Raw genomic sequence first — 17197 nt, forward strand, 5'->3', positions numbered from 1 at the left:
ACATGCCGGATAGTAAATGACGAGGTTTAGGGCAAGTGCACCAATGATTATAAAAGTAAAAAACCAGCAGATGCTGGTTTTTAGGGGATAACGTATAACGCAATGCCAATCGATTTAGTCGACTTTTTTTGCCGAAGTACGAATAAATAACTCTGGTTTAAACGAACTATCAACTGCAATGTCTTGGTCATTGTAAACCTGCTGTAACACCCAGCGAGCCGCCATTTTACCCATCTCATGAATAGGGTTACTTACGGTAGATAATTTAGGGGAAATATACTGCGGGAAAGGGATGTTATCGTAACCAATAAATGAAATGTCATCGGGTACACTTAAGCCATGCTCTAAGCACACCGCAATTGCTCCAGAGGCCATTTGGTCATTAGCACATACCACAGCGGTAATGGGGTTGTTTAATGACAAAAAATGCTCCATAGCTTCACTGCCGCCAGCCTCTTTAAAATCACTCTCGTAATAAAGTGCTTCGTCAAATGGGACATTATATTGCGCTAAGGCGCGTTTATGGCCTTTTAAACGATCTCTTACATCCAGCTTAAACAGTGGCCCTGAAATATAAGCAACATGGGTATGTCCAAGCGACAAAATGTAATCGGTAGCCATAAAGCCACCGAGTTCATTTTCAAGGTAAACACAGCGCTCTTTAATGGATTCAATATAGCGGTTAATAAAGACTATTGGTGTTGGGCCTTTGCTGAGTTCAATTAAATAATCATCAGACACGGCTTCAACATCTAAAATCAACGCATCACAACCACGACTCATTAAAAATTCGACGCTGTCTTTTTCTTGGGCTTCATCACTGTGGCCAGCGGCAATAATCACGTGTTTATTGGCGCTTCGCAGTGCCGCTTCAATTTCAGTCATCATTGGGCCGTAAAACGGACCATCAAGTTGCGACACTAACACGCCAACACTATTAGAACGATTAGACGCTAAAGACTGAGCAATTGTATTGGGGCGATACCCTAAGGTTTGCATCGCATCCAATACTTTTTGCTTGGTTCTATCACTGACTTTGGTGTTGTTATTCATCACTCTAGACACCGTAGCCAGAGACACTCCCGCCATTACTGATACATCATAAATCGTTGCCATATCGCCTTTTCTTGTTAATTAATGCAAGTTAGCCTTGGAACATTGATTTGCAAGACTAACATGCTTTTATTTTGCATCTCTATTTAATTCTAAGTGAATTGCATCAACCTTTTGGTTGTCCAGTACATACCAGCGCATTACAAACGCCACCAAAATAGAGCCAATGGCAGGGTAAATGGTAAACGACAATAGTATACCTTGCTGGGTGGCTTCTGTTTGTGCGGTATCGGCTTGATAACCATAACCGGCCAACAACCAACCTGCAGCCGCGCCACCAATTGCAACACCTAGTTTGATGAAGAATATCACCGAAGAATAAATCATTCCCGTGATACGTACGCCATTTTTGTATTGACCATAATCGACCACATCGGCCATTTTTGCCCACAGTAATGGGGTTGCCATGTTGAAGGTAAAGCCCCACACGATAAACATAAAGAAGGCCAGTACCACTTGATCGCTTGGCACAAAATAACTGAGTACACATAATGTTGCGGCAAGGATTTGCAAGCTAATATAGGCTTTCACTTTACAGACGCGTTTAGCCAGCGGTTCAGCCAAAATACAACCAAAGATATTACCGACCATGCCCAGGGTGATAAACAGGGTGATGGAGTCTGGCATGTTGAGGTAATACTTAACATAGTAAATGGCTAAGCTAGTGCGTAGTACCATGCCAGATAATAAACACACCGCAGCAACAGAAAGTACCCGCCATTGATCATTTTTAAGCATGTCGCCAAAGTCTTTCTTAAAACTTGATTGCTGATCGACTGGCGGGTGAAGGCGCTCTTTGGTGCCCCAAAAACACACTAAAAACATCGCCACGCCTAAAATGCTCATTGCGGTAATCGTTAGTTGATAACCTTTTGCCTCATCACCCTGACCTAAAAACTCGACTAAAGGTAATGTCAGTCCTGACACCAGCAAGCCACCTAACATGGCGAATACAAAACGGTATGACTGCACTGATACCCGCTCTTTAGGATCAGCGGTTAATACGCCGCCCAAAGCACAGTAAGGAATGTTAATAGCGGTATAGACCATCATCAAGGCTGTGTAAGTCACAAAGGCATAAATCATTTTACCGTCTTCGGTTAAATCGGGTGTGGTAAATGCCAACACACTGATACAGCCAAAGGGCAGGGCAAACCATAACAAGTAAGGTCTGAATTTACCCCAGCGGGTATTGGTTCTGTCGGCCAGTGCGCCCATTAATGGATCGGTTACCGCATCAATTAAACGCACGGCTAAAAACATGGTGCCGACAAATGCAGGTGAAATACCGAAAATGTCGGTATAGAAAAAGGTTAAAAAAAGCATCACCGTTTGGAACACAATGTTACTGGCTGTGTCACCAAGCCCGTAGGCAATTTTCTCTTTAATACTGATCATACGTGCCTCAATAATTGTTGTTATATTTTTTAATTTGATGCGTTAAATACAATAAAGCCGCTCATTAGGAACGGCTTAACTGTAGGGTTATTTTCTGTTAGCTAATAAGTTTTTGTAGGCATAAGCGCTAGACTTAAGCGTACGCTTTTGGGTGTCATAATCAACATAGACAATACCAAAGCGTTTTAAATACCCTTCAGCCCATTCAAAGTTATCCATTAGGCTCCAGGCAAAGTAACCCACAATATTAACGCCTTGTTCTATGGCGTTATTCACAGCATTTAAGTGGGCATCATAATAAGCGAGTCTGTCTTGATCATCCACTTTACCGTCAATCAATTTATCGCCCATTGCGGCACCATTTTCGGTGATGTACATCGGCGGTAACGGATAAAGTGCATGTAATGAGGTCAATAAATCAGTGAATGATTGCGGGTAAATCTCCCAACCAATATCGGTTTTAGGATTATCAACCATATCAATTTGGCTAAAGCCTGTGACTGCATCTGCTTTGTACACAGCACGGGTATAAAAGTTGATGCCTAAAAAGTCGATGGGTTGGGCAATAATATCAAAGTCGCCTTCTTCAATAACCGGCATATCCTCTGTTGCAAAGTCGTTAATAATCTCAGGGTAGCAGCGATCAAACAGCGGCTTAATGTACCACTGATTAAAATACTGGTCAGCTTTACTGGCGGCTTGTACATCTTCGGCTGAGTCTGTGGCACTGTAACAAGGGGTAAAGTTAAGCACGATGCCGTTTTCAGTGTTTGGGCTGTTTTTTTGCAATACTTTCATGGCTAAACCATGGGCTAACAATAAATGATGCGCTGATTGACGACCATAAGATTTTTTAGCCAAACCAGGTGCGTGTACGCCAATTTCATAACCTAGATACGAGCTGCAAAAAGGCTCGTTAAATGTGGCATAAGAGTATACCCGGTCGCCAAAGGCTTGAGTGACTTTGTCGGTATAGTCAGCAAATAAGTAAGCTGTTTCACGGTTTAACCAGCCGCCATTGTCTTCAATGTGTTGTGGTAAATCCCAGTGATATAAGGTGACAAACGGTTTAATGCCGCGACGATTTAGCTCGTCTAATAAGTCAGTATAAAACTGCACGCCTTGAGTGTTTAAGCTGCCATCTTTGTGTAACACGCGAGGCCAAGAAATCGATAAACGGTATGCATCTACACCCAATGATTCAATTAAATCAATATCTTCACGCCATAGTTTTACGTGTTCGCAAGCTTGGTCGCCGTTAGAACCGTCACGTACTTTGCCTGGTGTGGCGCAAAAAGTGTCCCAAATGCACGCTAAACGTGAATCAGCTGCGCCTTCGATTTGAAATGATGCGGTTGCAACACCGTATGTGAACGCTTTTGACTGCATTTTCGAATTGGCTGGTAACATTATTTTCATATTAATTTTCACTTAGTATTGATTAAGTTTGAGTCTTTTTTTGGCAATTTATTGCCCTGAAACACCGATGATTACGCTATTGTGCCACTCACCTGTTAGATGAAAAATTCTGTTTGAACATCTAAAAATCGTTGACATCAGTTATCGATATGTTAAAAATGAAAGCGCTTACATTGAGATTAGTAATTAATGATACAAAGGTCAATATTTGATTTAGCGAATTAATCACAACAGGCCAGTAGGGGATATCGTTTACACGCGTTTATGCTGAGTGAACGATTTATGGTCATGTTTAGCTCGAGTAGTAACTAACCCAATATAACGACTTATAAATCAGGGGATGTCATGGCGACTTCACACAACCAACCAGAGTTAACTCATGTTGATTCTACTCACCAACAAGGGGATTTTCGCTTTGCATTAGTCGCGTTAACCTCGTTGTTTTTTATGTGGGGCTTTTTAACTTGCCTCAACGATATTTTAATTCCTTACTTAAAAAACATGTTTGAGCTTAATTATGCTCAAGCAATGTTAGTGCAGTTTTGTTTCTTTGGTGCTTACTTTATTGTGTCGATTCCTGCGGGCGCATTAGTGGGTAAGATTGGTTATCAAAAGGGGATTATTACCGGTCTGGTTATTGCCTGTGTCGGCTGTCTATTATTTTATCCGTCAGCCAGTTATGGCTCATACAATATGTTCTTGTTTGCTTTTTTTGTTTTAGCATCGGGCATTACCATTTTACAAGTTTCAGCCAATCCATATGTGAGTGTGCTAGGCCCTGCTGAAACCGCATCATCTCGTTTAACCTTAACCCAAGCGTTTAATTCCTTAGGCACTACGGTGGCGCCTTTCTTTGGCAGCTGGTTAATTTTATCGACAGTTGAACACGATGAAAAACTTACTGAAGTCGGTGAGGTGATTGGCCAATTATCGGTACAACAACAAGCCAGTGCTGTGCAAACACCGTATTTGATTTTGGCGGCGTCTTTATTAGCACTTGCGGTCATTTTTATGCTGTTAAAGCTTCCCCTATTGGGCAAGAAGGTGGTGACTAGCCAAAAAACGGCCAAAGGCAGTGCATGGCAATATCCTCATCTCGTATTGGGCGCTGTAGGTATTTTTGTCTATGTGGGTGCCGAAGTGGGTATTGGCAGCTTTTTGATTAGCTTTTTAACACAAGATGATATTGGTGGTTTATCTGAATCCCAAGCCGCGCAATATATTGCTTATTACTTTGGCGGTGCCATGGTGGGACGTTTTATTGGCGCAGGTGTGATGCAAAAAGTTAAAGCCGGTAAAGTGTTAGCCTTTAATGCACTGTGTGCTTGCGTATTAGTGGTCGCGGCGATGTTTAGTGCCGGCAGTGTCGCGATGTGGGCATTATTATTGGTGGGACTATGTAACTCAATTATGTTCCCAACCATTTTCAGCCTAGCGCTACAGGATTTAAAACAACATACCAGCCAAGGCTCAGGTATTTTATGTTTAGCCATTGTCGGCGGCGCGGTTTTACCGTTACTGCAAGGCATTTTGGCCGACAGTTTAGGTATTCAATTAGCGTTTATCGTGCCGTTAGTCTGTTACGGTTTCATTGGTTATTACGGTTTAGTTGGTTGCTACGCTGCGCGCCCTGCCGCTAACGTTGAGCAACAAGGATAAGGACATCACATGACAATCATTTCTATAAAAACTGAACGTAAATCAACCAAGCTCACGACGGTAAGCTACTTAAGTTTTGTTGTTTTATTGGGTCTAGGCGGTTGCGGCGAAGCGCAACAAGCCGCACCTGCTAACACGGTTACACCTGAAGCGACCACAGTAAACACTGACGCAAAAAACAACATTGATTTATGGCCGGCATTAACGCCTGCTATTGCCAAAGATGCTGAGCTTGAAGCTAACATTACCGCCTTGCTGAGCAAGATGACGGTAGAGCAAAAAGTGGCTCAGATGATCCAGCCTGAAATTCGCGATATCACCGTTGAAGATATGCGCAAGTACGGTTTTGGCTCGTATCTCAATGGCGGTGGTGCTTACCCTAATAACGATAAACATGCCACGCCAGCGGATTGGATTGCCTTAGCTGAATCGCTATATCAAGCCTCAGTTGACGACTCTGTCGATGGCATTAATATCCCGACAATGTGGGGAACTGACGCTGTACATGGACACAACAATGTCATTGGTGCCACGCTATTTCCGCACAATATTGGTCTAGGTGCGGCCAATAATCCAAAATTGATCGAACAAATTGCAGCGATAACCGCCAAAGAAGTGATGGTCACTGGTATTGATTGGGTATTTGCACCCACAGTAGCCGTTGTGAGGGATGACCGTTGGGGCCGCAGTTATGAAGGTTATTCTGAAGACCCGGCCATTGTCAGAGATTACTCATTTGCGATTGTTGAAGGGTTACAAGGCGCCGTTAATGGTGACTTTTTATCGGATCAACGCGTGCTGTCGACCGTTAAGCATTTCTTAGGTGATGGCGGCACAGAAAAGGGTATTGATCAGGGCGACAATATTGCCACTGAAAAAATGTTAGTCGATGTGCATGCTCAAGGTTATGTTGGCGGGTTAAATGCAGGCGCACAAAGTGTGATGGCCTCATTTAATAGCTGGCATGGCGAAAAAAATCATGGCAATAAATACTTACTTACCGACGTATTAAAAGACCGAATGGGTTTCGACGGTTTTGTGGTGGGGGATTGGAATGGCCATGGACAAATTCCGGGTTGTACTAATGAGTCGTGTGCTCAAGCGGCAAATGCTGGCTTAGATATCTTTATGGTGCCAACTGCTGCGTGGAAACCGTTATTTGAAAACACGGTGGCACAAGTTAACAGTGGCGAAATTAGTCAGGCTCGATTAGACGATGCAGTATCTCGTATTTTACGGGTTAAATTGAGAGCCGGTTTGTTTGAAAAGCCAAGCCCTGCTAAGCGCCCATTATCGGGTAAGACAGAGCTAATCGGCCAAGCAAGTCATCGTGAGGTTGCCCGTCAGGCGGTGCGTGAATCTTTGGTATTGCTGAAAAATAATCAAAATGTGTTGCCGCTTTCACCTAAGTTATCGGTTTTGGTGGCAGGTGATGCAGCCGACAATATCGGTAAGCAGTCGGGCGGTTGGACTATTACCTGGCAGGGTACCGACAACAAAAATGCAGATTTTCCGGGCGCAACATCTATTTACTCAGGTATTGAGCAAGCTGTCAGTCAAGCCGGTGGTCAAGCAATGCTAAGTGTTAATGGCGAGTTTACTGAGCAACAAAAGCCAGATGTCGCCATTGTAGTGTTTGGTGAAGAACCTTACGCCGAAGGCAATGGCGATATTGATAACCTTGAATATCAACGTGGCGACAAGCGCGATTTAGCTTTGCTCAAACAACTTAAAGCACAAGGCATTCCTGTGGTATCGGTATTTATCAGTGGCCGCCCAATGTGGGTGAATGCTGAATTTAACGCATCGGACGCCTTTGTTGCCGCATGGTTACCGGGCTCTGAAGGCCAGGGCATTGCCGATGTGTTGTTTACTGATGCAGACGGTAAGGTCAAACATGACTTTGGCGGTAAGTTATCGTTCTCATGGCCAGCAACGCCACAGCAAACAACGGTTAACGTGCCTTTAGCAACAGAATCAGCTGAAGTTAAAGCGCAATATCAGCCATTGATCCCATTTGGTTACGGGTTAACTTATCAATCTAAGTTCAGTGATGCTGTGGTGCTTGATAATTTATCTGAAGATAATTTAGCTGCTGAGCAAACACTAGTCGACTTGCCGTTATTTGAGCGTGCAGTTAAGTCGCCGTGGTCAATGTACATTGCTAATAGCGCAGAGCGTCAAGGATTGTCGAGCAGTGTGGCACAAAACAGCGCGTTAACGATCCGTACTATGGATCGCGTTGTGCAAGAAGATGCCCGATTGGTGTCCTTTAATGGTAGCGAGCAAGGTGTCGTTGGCTTAATCAGTAACTTCCCGCGTGACTTTAGAGCCTACAGCAATAGCGATTCAGCGTTGACCTTAAGTATAAAAGCCACTATATCACTGCAAAAGCCACTTTGGTTAGGCATGGCCTGTGAAGGTGATTGTCGCAAGCAAGTTGATATTACTCAGCAAGTGAATAGCAAGTTAGGTGAGTGGCAGAATATTAGTGTGTCATTGGCGTGTTTTGCTAGCGAGCCAATGGACTTTGGCAAAATCACTATGCCGTTCTATCTCGCGACCAGCGATAAAGTTGATGTTAGCTTCAGTGATGTAGTGATCCATACTCAGCCTGGTGAAAACACGGTTCAATGTAAAAAGTAAATTGTGTTGAGAGCTTGGCCAGACCCTAACTACACTGGTACGGTCTGGCTCAAGCCTTGTTAAATATTCAATATCATGAGTAAACTAATGACGCATTTTGCTAACAACAACTCGTTGTTACCGGGCTTAACAGCTTTAACGTTGGCTTCGTTTATTCTCTCGGGTTGTCATTCAGTTGATACCGAAAGCCAAACTCAAACCGCAACCAGCCTAGTAAATGCTGGCTGGCAAATGGTGTGGCAAGATGAGTTTGACGGCAATGCAGTGAATGCCAACAAATGGAGTTTTGCCGTTGACTGTTATGGTGGCGGCAATAATGAAGCACAGTGTTATACCGCAAGAGCTGAAAATGCTTCAGTTGCCGATGGTTTACTGACCATTACCGCGATTAAAGAGCGCTTTTCTGGCCCTGCCGTTAACGATTCTGATCCAAGCTATGAGGTGAATGACACCAGTAAAACCTTGGATTATACCTCGGCAAGATTAGTGTCAAAAAACAAAGGCGATTGGAAATACGGCCGTTTTGAAATTCGCGCAAAATTGCCCCAAGGACAAGGTACCTGGCCTGCTATTTGGATGCTGCCGACCGATTGGGTATACGGCCCCTGGGCGGGTTCTGGCGAAATCGACATTATGGAAGCGGTAAATCTTAAAGTGGTTGTTGAGGATAGCGCGCCGGTTTCAGCCGTACACGGCACACTACATTACGGCAAACAATGGCCTAATAATGTTTATACAGGTCAAGAATATCACTTAGCGAATGGTGTTAACCCTGCCGATGACTTTCATGTTTACGCCGTTGAATGGCAACAGGATGAAATACGTTGGTATGTGGATGATGTTCATTTTGCCACACAACGGTCATCTGGCTGGTATAGCCAATATATCGATAATAAGGGCGAAACAGTGAACGCGCCCAATGATGCGCCTTTTAATCAGCCTTTTCATCTGTTGCTAAATCTTGCTGTCGGTGGCGATTGGGCCGCAAACGTGCATAACAAAGGGATTGATCCTGAGGTATTTCCTCAATCAATGTTAGTGGATTATGTTCGTGTTTATCAATGCGGCGATTCACCCACCACAGGTGCAGGTTGTGAAACCATTGATGAAGATGCGCAGTTGGTATCAGGCAAAACACTTACCGACACTATTCAATAACCTTGATTATCGCGATGGTTCCCCAGTTTTTGTGGTGTTAATTATAAAGTTAATCCAGTGTTTTCTTGGGTTTGTTTACGTGGTGCAAACTGTGCAAGTGGGATTGAATACGAATGCAAAGATGCACTGTTTGCTTTGAGCAGCGCAACGCTTAGCTTAGTATCGAGCAACAAGGCAAAGTGTTACCGATTTGTTGTTTTGGTGTGAGTTTTTTAACGACCAATTTGCGCGTTTGGGTTTAACTTCAATCAAATGATTATATCAATTTACGGTGCGAACGATGGCATAATGATTATAAATGGTATCGAACCGCTATAAATTTTTAAGGAATTGATTTGTCGAACATTACATTTACAGCCGCAGATTTACACAAGATTGTTGAGCTGGCCAAAGAGGCTGGCGACGCCATTATGCAAGTATATGCCCAAGCAGATTTGGGTGTTGAAGTTAAGCAAGATGATAGTCCTGTCACTGCGGCTGATATCGCCAGTCATCATGTGATTGTTGCTGGGCTGAAGCGCCATTTTGCCGATATTGCCGTGATGAGCGAAGAAGCGGCTGATATTAGTTGGGCCGAAAGACAAGCATGGCAAACCTACTGGTTAATTGACCCACTTGATGGCACCAAAGAGTTTATTAAACGCAACGGCGAGTTTACCGTCAATATTGCGCTTATTCATCAAGGCAAAGCAGTTGCGGGGGTGGTTTACGCTCCAGTGTTGAATAAATGCTACAGCGGAGTGATTGGTCAAGGTGCCTGGCTTGAGCAAGATAGCAAGGTGACTTCGCTCGATATTAGCGAGCGCCAGATACAAACACCACCCATTGTTGTGGGCAGTCGTTCGCACGTGAGCCCAGATGTTGCTCAGTATTTAGAGCAAGTCGGCGAGCATAATATGCTCAGTGTCGGCAGTTCATTAAAGTTTTGTATGGTGGCTGAAGGCCAGGCAGATGTGTACCCAAGGCTTGGGTTAACCAGCGAATGGGACACTGCAGCCGCGCAAGCTGTTTTAGAAAGTGCAGGTGGCGTTGTGTTGGCATATCCTGCCATGACACCACTTGAATATAATCAAAAAGAAAACATTTTAAATCCATATTTTATTGCTGCGTCACCGGCGTGGTTTGCAAAAAGTTAGGTGTTACCTCACTTTGCTGATATGGAAATAACTTTACATTGATAATGGAGAAGCTAGTTATGATGCGCATGGGCGTCGATCTCGGTGGTACCAAAATTGAAATAGTGGCGTTAGCCGAAGATGGCATTGAAATATTCAGAAAGCGTATCCCTACTCCTAGAAATTATCCTGGCACCGTAGACGCTATTGTCAGCTTAGTGACTGATGCTGAAACAGCAACAAAACAAACTGGCTCAGTGGGTGTTGGCATCCCAGGTGTGGTATCGCCCTTTACCGGTTTGGTTAAAAACTCAAATTCAACCTGGATAAACGGTCACCCGTTAGATAAAGATTTAAGTGATGTTTTAAGCCGTGAAGTGCGCGTGGCCAATGATGCAAACTGTTTTGCGGTATCAGAAGCTGTCGACGGCGCTGCAGCCGGCAAAGGTGTGGTTTTTGGCGGTATTATTGGTACCGGCTGTGGTGCTGGTATTGCAATAAATGGTCGTGTGCATGCTGGTGGCAATGGCATTGGCGGCGAATGGGGGCATAACCCATTACCGTGGATGACTCCAGATGAATTCAATTCTACCACCTGTTTTTGTGGTAATCGTGATTGTATTGAAACCTTTATTTCTGGTACTGGCTTTGTACGTGATTTTCGCGAAGCGGGTGGCGATGCCACCAGTGGGATTCAAATTGCTGAAATGATGGCGCAGGGCGACCCACTAGCCACTGCCGCATTTGAGCGCTACATTGACCGTTTAGCACGTTCGTTAGCGCATGTGATTAACATGATGGACCCAGACATGATTGTATTAGGTGGCGGCGTGTCAAACATTGATGCGATTTATACAGAGTTGCCTAAAGTGTTACCTAAATATGTGGTAGGCCGTGAGTGTGAGACCCAAGTTGTGAAAAATAAATTTGGAGCATCATCAGGTGTTCGCGGCGCAGCATGGTTGTGGGGCAAAGACGAAAAGTAATCAGGCTTAGGTTTGTATCGCATTTAATATTAACGGCACTCAATAGTGCCGTTTTTGTTTTGCGTTGACTAAGTTACACTAGCGTCAATATAACTAAGTTGTTATTACCGACTGAATATAGATAGAGTGAATCATTGATGTTTTGGTTAAAAAAAGTCTTGTCGCAATTAGTGATGCCCATTCCGTTAACCGTTTTATTGCTATTAATTGCTGGGTTATTGTGGCGCAGCCAACGTCAATTGCTGCTTAAGTTCGGTAAAGTCAGTTTATCACTCGCCATTACCGTGTTGCTGTTGTGCAGTCAGTCGCAAGTCAGTTATTGGTTAACCGACTCACTAGAATCTCGTTATTCACCTAATAATCAGCTAAAAACTGGGTCATGTGTGGTGATGGTATTAGGCTCTGGGAATCTTGAAAAACCAGAATTAACAGCAGTACAACAATTATCTGCCACTGCATTAGCGCGTTTAAGTGAAGGGATAAGGCAACTGAATTTGGGACAAGGTTGCACCTTAGTGGTAAGTGGTTACAGTGGCGGCCAACAACCGACACCCCATGCCAGTATAATGGCTAACGCGGCGGTTGAGCTTGGGGTTAACCCAGCCAATATCATTAAGTTTGAACAGCCAAAAGACACTATCGAAGAAGCATACGCATTACAGCAATTAATCGGTCAGCAACCTTTTACATTGGTGACCTCTGCCACCCATATGCCACGTGCCATGAGTATTTTTACTCAATTAGGTATGCAGCCACAGCCAGCGCCAACCAATTTTATTGCTCACAAGGGCTTCTGGTGGCGTCTTGATGCTGAGCAATTACATGCATCGCAGCGCTCAATTCATGAATATGTCGGTATGTTATGGCTGAGTATTAAAGGCTTAAAGCAGCACTCTCCTAGGGAGACAATCTAAATGACCGATGAATTATCGATCAGTCCTTTTTCTAAACGCAACGGCATTACCTTAACCTTACTTGGTGCGCTAAGCATGCTTATCAGCTTGGTTATTTTTATTGGTTTTAGCACCTTATTTGCACTCGGTATGACGTTTTTTGCACTGGGTTCAGTAGGTTTAATTTTAGGTGTCGCTAAAGTGTATCAGCCTGCCGTGAGTTTTAAATTAACCGCAGAAGGCATGGCTTTTTTTCATCGTCGTGGCCAGGTGTTTATCGAATGGGATAATATTCAACGCTTTGATAATGTAAGAGTAAACCAAAATCTGCAATTAATTGAACTACCCTATATCGGCGTTAAACTTAAACAAATCAATCCGATTTTAGACTGCATTTCACCGCGTTTAGCGACCGGTTTGTTAACAGAGCAACGACCATTATTAATGACCGCAGCCACTCAAGATGAAGATTTACAAAGTCTAGAGGGGTATTTGGGCACCGAATATACGCCGTTAATCGTTAATGGCGATCGTTATCGCGGCGTGTTAGCCATGTTTGGCCACCGCTGCCAAACCTTAAATGAACAACTGGGTTATCACTTATATTTATCAACGGATAGTGTCGATCGCGACCCCAAAGAGTTTGTTAACCTGTTACGTCAATGGCAACAACAAGCCAGTGTTTCTGCAAAACAGCCATTTCAATAATGTCCGAGGGGATTATAACTATGGTGTTACAAGGAGGTTGTTTATGCGGAGCAATACGCTACCAGACGACTGACATGCCATTTGATGCTAACCATTGTCATTGTAACCAATGCCGAAAAAGTACAGGTGCGGTTGTGATGTTTAATACTGAGCAGGTGACATGGTTGCAAGGGGTGGTGACTGAGTTTGCTTCGTCTGCTCATATTCGCCGCGGCTTTTGTCAGCAATGTGGTACCACAATGACCTATCGACATGTGGATTATCCACAATATTGCACCTTATCGATAGCATCACTTGATGACCCCAATAAAGTGCAACCGACTTATCATATCTACACCAACGAACAAGTCAGCTGGCTGAACATTAATGACACTTGCCAGCGTTTCAATACTAATAAAAGCAGCGCTTAATATCAGCTTTTACCCATGTATAACTTCAGCTGTATTAGCGTCAGTATTGGCCGCTGTGGTTGAGAGAGGATCACGATGGCGATACCCTAAAAATTGGCCACCATCTAAAATTTCAATGTGTTCACAATAGGCATCGCCTTCAAAAATACCTTGTTCATGCAAGGTGATTTTTTTACAGCGTGCTTCACCTGATGATTGCCCCGCAATCATTAATTCGCGACATAAAATATCGCCTTCAACCGTGCCACTGGTTTCTATGGTGACATTGCCTTGTGCCTGAATATCGCCACTAACATGGCCAGCAATCAATACATCCCCACTGAAAATAAGTTTTCCAGTTAAGTGACATTCTTGAGCGATAAAGCTCAACGGATTTACCGGCTTTTTTTGACCAAACATCTTAGTGCCCTTGGGTATATGGCTAAATAGGGGTGCTAATATAGCGTTAAAATAAGCATAACAAAACGACAAACTGTGGGTTTTGTTAACTGACGACTTACTCGGTGGGCATCAACGTAATGGCATCCGCCGGACAAGGTGATACACATGCGCCGCAGCCAGTACAAGCATCGATATCAATCACGGGTTTTGGAACTTGGCCCACGGCCATACTAAAACTAATTGCGCGTGGCTCACAGGCATCTTTACAACTTTGGCACCAAACACCTTTAGCGGTTAAGCAGTTGTCTTTTATGCTGGCAACATTAGTCCATGGTTGTGCCAACGTGGTATCAAAAACTGGCTCTGGGCACACCTCAACGCATTGTTTGCAAAAGGTGCACTCGTCGTTGCTGAAGTCAATTTCAGGAAAACCACCTTCACCACGCTTAATAATTTGAGTTTCACACACGTTAATGCACTTATCGCAACGGGTGCAATTATCAGTAAATGCTCGTTCTGGCTTGCTCCACGGCGGGCGAATAACATTGGTTTTGCGGCGGCTAAAGAGATTGCGGCGACTTTGGTTAATACCTTGGGTCATTTATATTCCAATAACTGTATTAGTTGCTGCAGCAAATATTAGCATTAGCTGCAGCAAAAAATTGTTAAGCGCTTGGCAATTTATACCCATCAGGGTTATTTGATTGCCATTTCCAGCTGCTACTCGCCATATCTTCAACGCTATGGGTAGCACGCCAGTCTAATTGTGCAGCGGCAAAGCTTGGGTCGGCATAACAGGCGGCAATATCACCTGGGCGACGAGGGCTGATTTGATACGCAATGGTTTTGCCACAGGCTTTTTCAAATGCTTTTACCATGTCTAACACACTGTAACCAATGCCAGTACCGAGGTTATAAGTGACTAAGCCAGGTTTAGTTTGCAGCTTTTTAAGCGCTTGTAAATGGCCCACAGCTAAATCAACCACATGAATATAATCACGTACGCCAGTGCCATCAGGGGTATTGTAGTCATCGCCAAATACACTTAACTGTTCACGCTTACCTACAGCTACCTGAGCAATAAACGGCATTAAGTTGTTTGGAATATCATTTGGGTCTTCGCCAATTAAGCCGCTTTCGTGGGCGCCAACCGGATTAAAGTAGCGTAAACGGGCAATGTTCCAGCTATTATCTGACTGATATAAGTCCGCTAAAATATGCTCAACCATTAATTTTGACTGGCCGTATGGATTAGTGGCGCCAGTAGGAAAGTCTTCTTTAATGGGTAAGCTAGCAGGGTCGCCATAAACCGTTGCCGATGAGCTAAATACCAGGTTTTTAACCTTATGCTCTGCCATCACCTGGCACAAAATAATGGTACCAGTGACGTTATTTTCGTAATACTTAAGGGGTTTTGCAACAGATTCGCCAACGGCTTTTAAGCCCGCGAAATGAATAACAGATTCGATACTGTGATCGGCAAAAACTTTTTGCAGCAGTGCTTTATTGAGAATGTCACCTTGATAAAAAGTCACATCTTTACCGGTAATCTTATGAACACGTGCTAACGCTTCAACACTTGAATTTGATAAATTGTCTACGATGACCACTTCCTGTCCAGCATTTAGCAGTTCCACGACTGTGTGTGTACCAATATAGCCAGCGCCACCGGTTACCAAAATTGCCATAGTTTAATCGTCCTGTGAATAAATGAGTCATATTGCTCTACATTGTAAATTATCACAGTTCAAGTACCAGAAAAATTATTGGTATTTTTTTATAAAAAATCACTGGTCGGCTGTGCATCCATTGCGTTCAATTAACATAAAATGATCCGCTGAAAATGATGACGATTATGGGTCCTGTATTCATTTGTTTACAATTAGTACTGCATTATTGGCTGACAATAAACTGTGAAGGAGTTAACAAAAGCACAACGTTAGCACACTATGTAGAGAGTGAAGTTTACGTAAAGTGGAACCTATGACGACAGCAACAAAGTATATTGCCCATCAAGCTGATGCCCAAGGTTATATTGATTACTCCGAACATGAGAATCAATTATGGCAGCAGTTATATCAACGCCAGGTGACCAATATGCCTGGACGTGCTTGCCCTGCGTATTTGCAAGGTTTAGATGCATTAGCCATGTCGGTTGACCGCATTCCGCAACTGCCTGAAATAGACAAGGTGTTATTGGATGCAACGGGCTGGAAAACCGCAGCAGTGCCAGCATTAATCTCATTTGGACGCTTTTTTGAATTGCTCGCCAATAAAGAGTTTCCAGTGGCGACATTTATTCGCACTAAAGAAGAGTTCGATTATTTGCAAGAGCCTGATATTTTTCATGAAATATTTGGACACTGCCCATTACTCACCAACCCTTCATTTGCACATTTTTCGCATATGTATGGCCAATTAGGTCTTGCAGCAACCAAAGAGCAGCGGGTATTTTTAACGCGTTTATACTGGTTTACCATTGAATTTGGTTTAGTGCAGGCTAAAGATGAACCCTTACAAATTTATGGCGGCGGCATTTTAAGTTCGCCAGGTGAAACCATGTATGCGCTAAGCGATAAGCCTGAGCGCAGACCGTTTGATTTACTTGATGTACTGCGCACACCTTATCGCATTGATATTATGCAGCCGATTTATTACGTGATTGAAAATATTGATTACTTAGATGAAATCGCTCGTATGGACATTATGAGCATGGTGGCTCAAGCTCAGCAACTCGGCTTGTTTGCACCGAAATTTGAGCCAAAAACCAAAGCAGGTTAACGATTAAGAGCAGCAGAGCTTACCGTTCATTAAGCTGCAAGTTACACATAACCAAATTAAACCAAGGAGTAGCAATGAACGCATTAACCGAGATGAAGTGTGAAGCATGCCAAGCAGATGCCCCTAAAGTTACCGATACAGAGCTGGCAGAGCTTATCGGTATGATCCCTGATTGGGGAGTTGAGGTGCGCGATGGCATTATGCAATTAGAGCGCGTTTATAAGTTTAAAAACTTTAAGTTAGCGATGGCTTTTACCAATAAACTGGCCGACTTAGCCGAAGCTGAGTTTCATCATCCAGGTATTTTAACCGAATGGGGTAAGGTCACCGTAACCTGGTGGTCGCACTCGATTAAAGGTTTACACAAGAATGACTTCATTATGGCTGCCAAGACAGACCAGTTATTAGACTAACGATATTGACATTTATTTCAGCATGTTACGTTAACGTAACATGCTGAATAATTTGTCTGTTACAATTCTACTGTAAACTTCGCTTGCCACCGAAGCAATATCCCTCTAACGTTGTGA

The 17197-nt window shown here is 43.6% G+C and carries 16 protein-coding genes; 10 read left to right on the top strand and 6 right to left on the bottom strand.

The window, feature by feature from the left end:
• Nucleotides 1–114: 114 nt before the first annotated feature.
• The 3 genes from IEY42_RS06005 to IEY42_RS06015 form a co-directional block, all read right to left on the bottom strand.
• Nucleotides 115–1116, bottom strand: a complete 1002-nt coding sequence (locus IEY42_RS06005) for a LacI family DNA-binding transcriptional regulator (RefSeq protein WP_188924404.1) — start codon at nucleotides 1114–1116, stop codon at nucleotides 115–117.
• 66 nt (nucleotides 1117–1182) lie between these two features.
• Nucleotides 1183–2511, bottom strand: coding sequence for a glycoside-pentoside-hexuronide (GPH):cation symporter (locus IEY42_RS06010; protein ID WP_188924405.1), 1329 nt, complete (start codon nucleotides 2509–2511; stop codon nucleotides 1183–1185).
• Between the two features lie 87 nt (nucleotides 2512–2598).
• A complete protein-coding gene (locus IEY42_RS06015; protein ID WP_188924406.1) occupies nucleotides 2599–3930 on the bottom strand; it encodes a GH1 family beta-glucosidase in 1332 nt (443 codons plus the stop codon).
• A gap of 345 nt (nucleotides 3931–4275) precedes the next feature.
• On the opposite strand from IEY42_RS06015, the gene fucP reads away from it, so the two are divergent.
• The 8 genes from fucP (at nucleotide 4276) to IEY42_RS06055 (ending at nucleotide 13505) form a co-directional block, all read left to right on the top strand.
• Complete coding sequence (gene fucP, locus IEY42_RS06020; RefSeq protein WP_188924407.1) at nucleotides 4276–5589, top strand: L-fucose:H+ symporter permease; 1314 nt, start codon at nucleotides 4276–4278, stop codon at nucleotides 5587–5589.
• Between the two features lie 9 nt (nucleotides 5590–5598).
• Nucleotides 5599–8235: a glycoside hydrolase family 3 protein gene (locus IEY42_RS06025; protein WP_188924408.1), complete on the top strand. Its 2637-nt coding sequence runs from the start codon at nucleotides 5599–5601 to the stop codon at nucleotides 8233–8235.
• An 87-nt stretch (nucleotides 8236–8322) separates the two neighbouring features.
• Nucleotides 8323–9393, top strand: coding sequence for a glycoside hydrolase family 16 protein (locus tag IEY42_RS06030; protein ID WP_188924409.1), 1071 nt, complete (start codon nucleotides 8323–8325; stop codon nucleotides 9391–9393).
• A 335-nt stretch (nucleotides 9394–9728) separates the two neighbouring features.
• Nucleotides 9729–10529 (top strand): 3'(2'),5'-bisphosphate nucleotidase CysQ, encoded by an 801-nt coding sequence (gene cysQ / locus IEY42_RS06035; RefSeq protein WP_188924410.1) that lies wholly within the window; start codon nucleotides 9729–9731, stop codon nucleotides 10527–10529.
• A 59-nt stretch (nucleotides 10530–10588) separates the two neighbouring features.
• Nucleotides 10589–11494, top strand: a complete 906-nt coding sequence (gene mak, locus IEY42_RS06040; RefSeq protein ID WP_188924411.1) for a fructokinase — start codon at nucleotides 10589–10591, stop codon at nucleotides 11492–11494.
• Between the two features lie 137 nt (nucleotides 11495–11631).
• The gene (locus tag IEY42_RS06045; RefSeq protein WP_188924412.1) at nucleotides 11632–12408 is read left to right on the top strand and encodes an ElyC/SanA/YdcF family protein; all 777 of its coding nucleotides are present in this window, start codon (nucleotides 11632–11634) and stop codon (nucleotides 12406–12408) included.
• Nucleotides 12409–13095, top strand: a complete 687-nt coding sequence (locus tag IEY42_RS06050; protein ID WP_188924413.1) for a DUF2982 domain-containing protein — start codon at nucleotides 12409–12411, stop codon at nucleotides 13093–13095.
• 20 nt (nucleotides 13096–13115) lie between these two features.
• Nucleotides 13116–13505, top strand: coding sequence for a GFA family protein (locus IEY42_RS06055; protein WP_229779941.1), 390 nt, complete (start codon nucleotides 13116–13118; stop codon nucleotides 13503–13505).
• A 9-nt stretch (nucleotides 13506–13514) separates the two neighbouring features.
• Here IEY42_RS06055 and IEY42_RS06060 read toward each other — a convergent pair whose 3' ends face one another.
• From IEY42_RS06060 to galE, 3 genes are all read right to left on the bottom strand, one after another.
• Entirely contained in the window at nucleotides 13515–13904 is a 390-nt protein-coding gene (locus IEY42_RS06060; protein ID WP_188924415.1) for a bactofilin family protein, read from the bottom strand.
• A gap of 97 nt (nucleotides 13905–14001) precedes the next feature.
• Nucleotides 14002–14487 (bottom strand): ferredoxin-type protein NapF, encoded by a 486-nt coding sequence (napF, locus tag IEY42_RS06065; RefSeq protein WP_188924416.1) that lies wholly within the window; start codon nucleotides 14485–14487, stop codon nucleotides 14002–14004.
• A gap of 64 nt (nucleotides 14488–14551) precedes the next feature.
• The gene (galE, locus tag IEY42_RS06070; RefSeq protein ID WP_188924417.1) at nucleotides 14552–15574 is read right to left on the bottom strand and encodes a UDP-glucose 4-epimerase GalE; all 1023 of its coding nucleotides are present in this window, start codon (nucleotides 15572–15574) and stop codon (nucleotides 14552–14554) included.
• A gap of 295 nt (nucleotides 15575–15869) precedes the next feature.
• Between galE and phhA the strand changes: the two genes are divergently transcribed.
• Both phhA and IEY42_RS06080 read left to right on the top strand, forming a co-directional pair.
• Nucleotides 15870–16667, top strand: a complete 798-nt coding sequence (gene phhA, locus IEY42_RS06075) for a phenylalanine 4-monooxygenase (RefSeq protein WP_188924418.1) — start codon at nucleotides 15870–15872, stop codon at nucleotides 16665–16667.
• Between the two features lie 74 nt (nucleotides 16668–16741).
• A complete protein-coding gene (locus tag IEY42_RS06080) occupies nucleotides 16742–17080 on the top strand; it encodes a 4a-hydroxytetrahydrobiopterin dehydratase (RefSeq protein ID WP_188924419.1) in 339 nt (112 codons plus the stop codon).
• The last annotated feature ends 117 nt before the right edge of the window (nucleotides 17081–17197 follow it).

Origin of the sequence: Shewanella algicola (assembly GCF_014648035.1) — a bacterium.
In the GTDB taxonomy this organism is placed as follows: Bacteria; Pseudomonadota; Gammaproteobacteria; order Enterobacterales; family Shewanellaceae; genus Shewanella; species Shewanella algicola.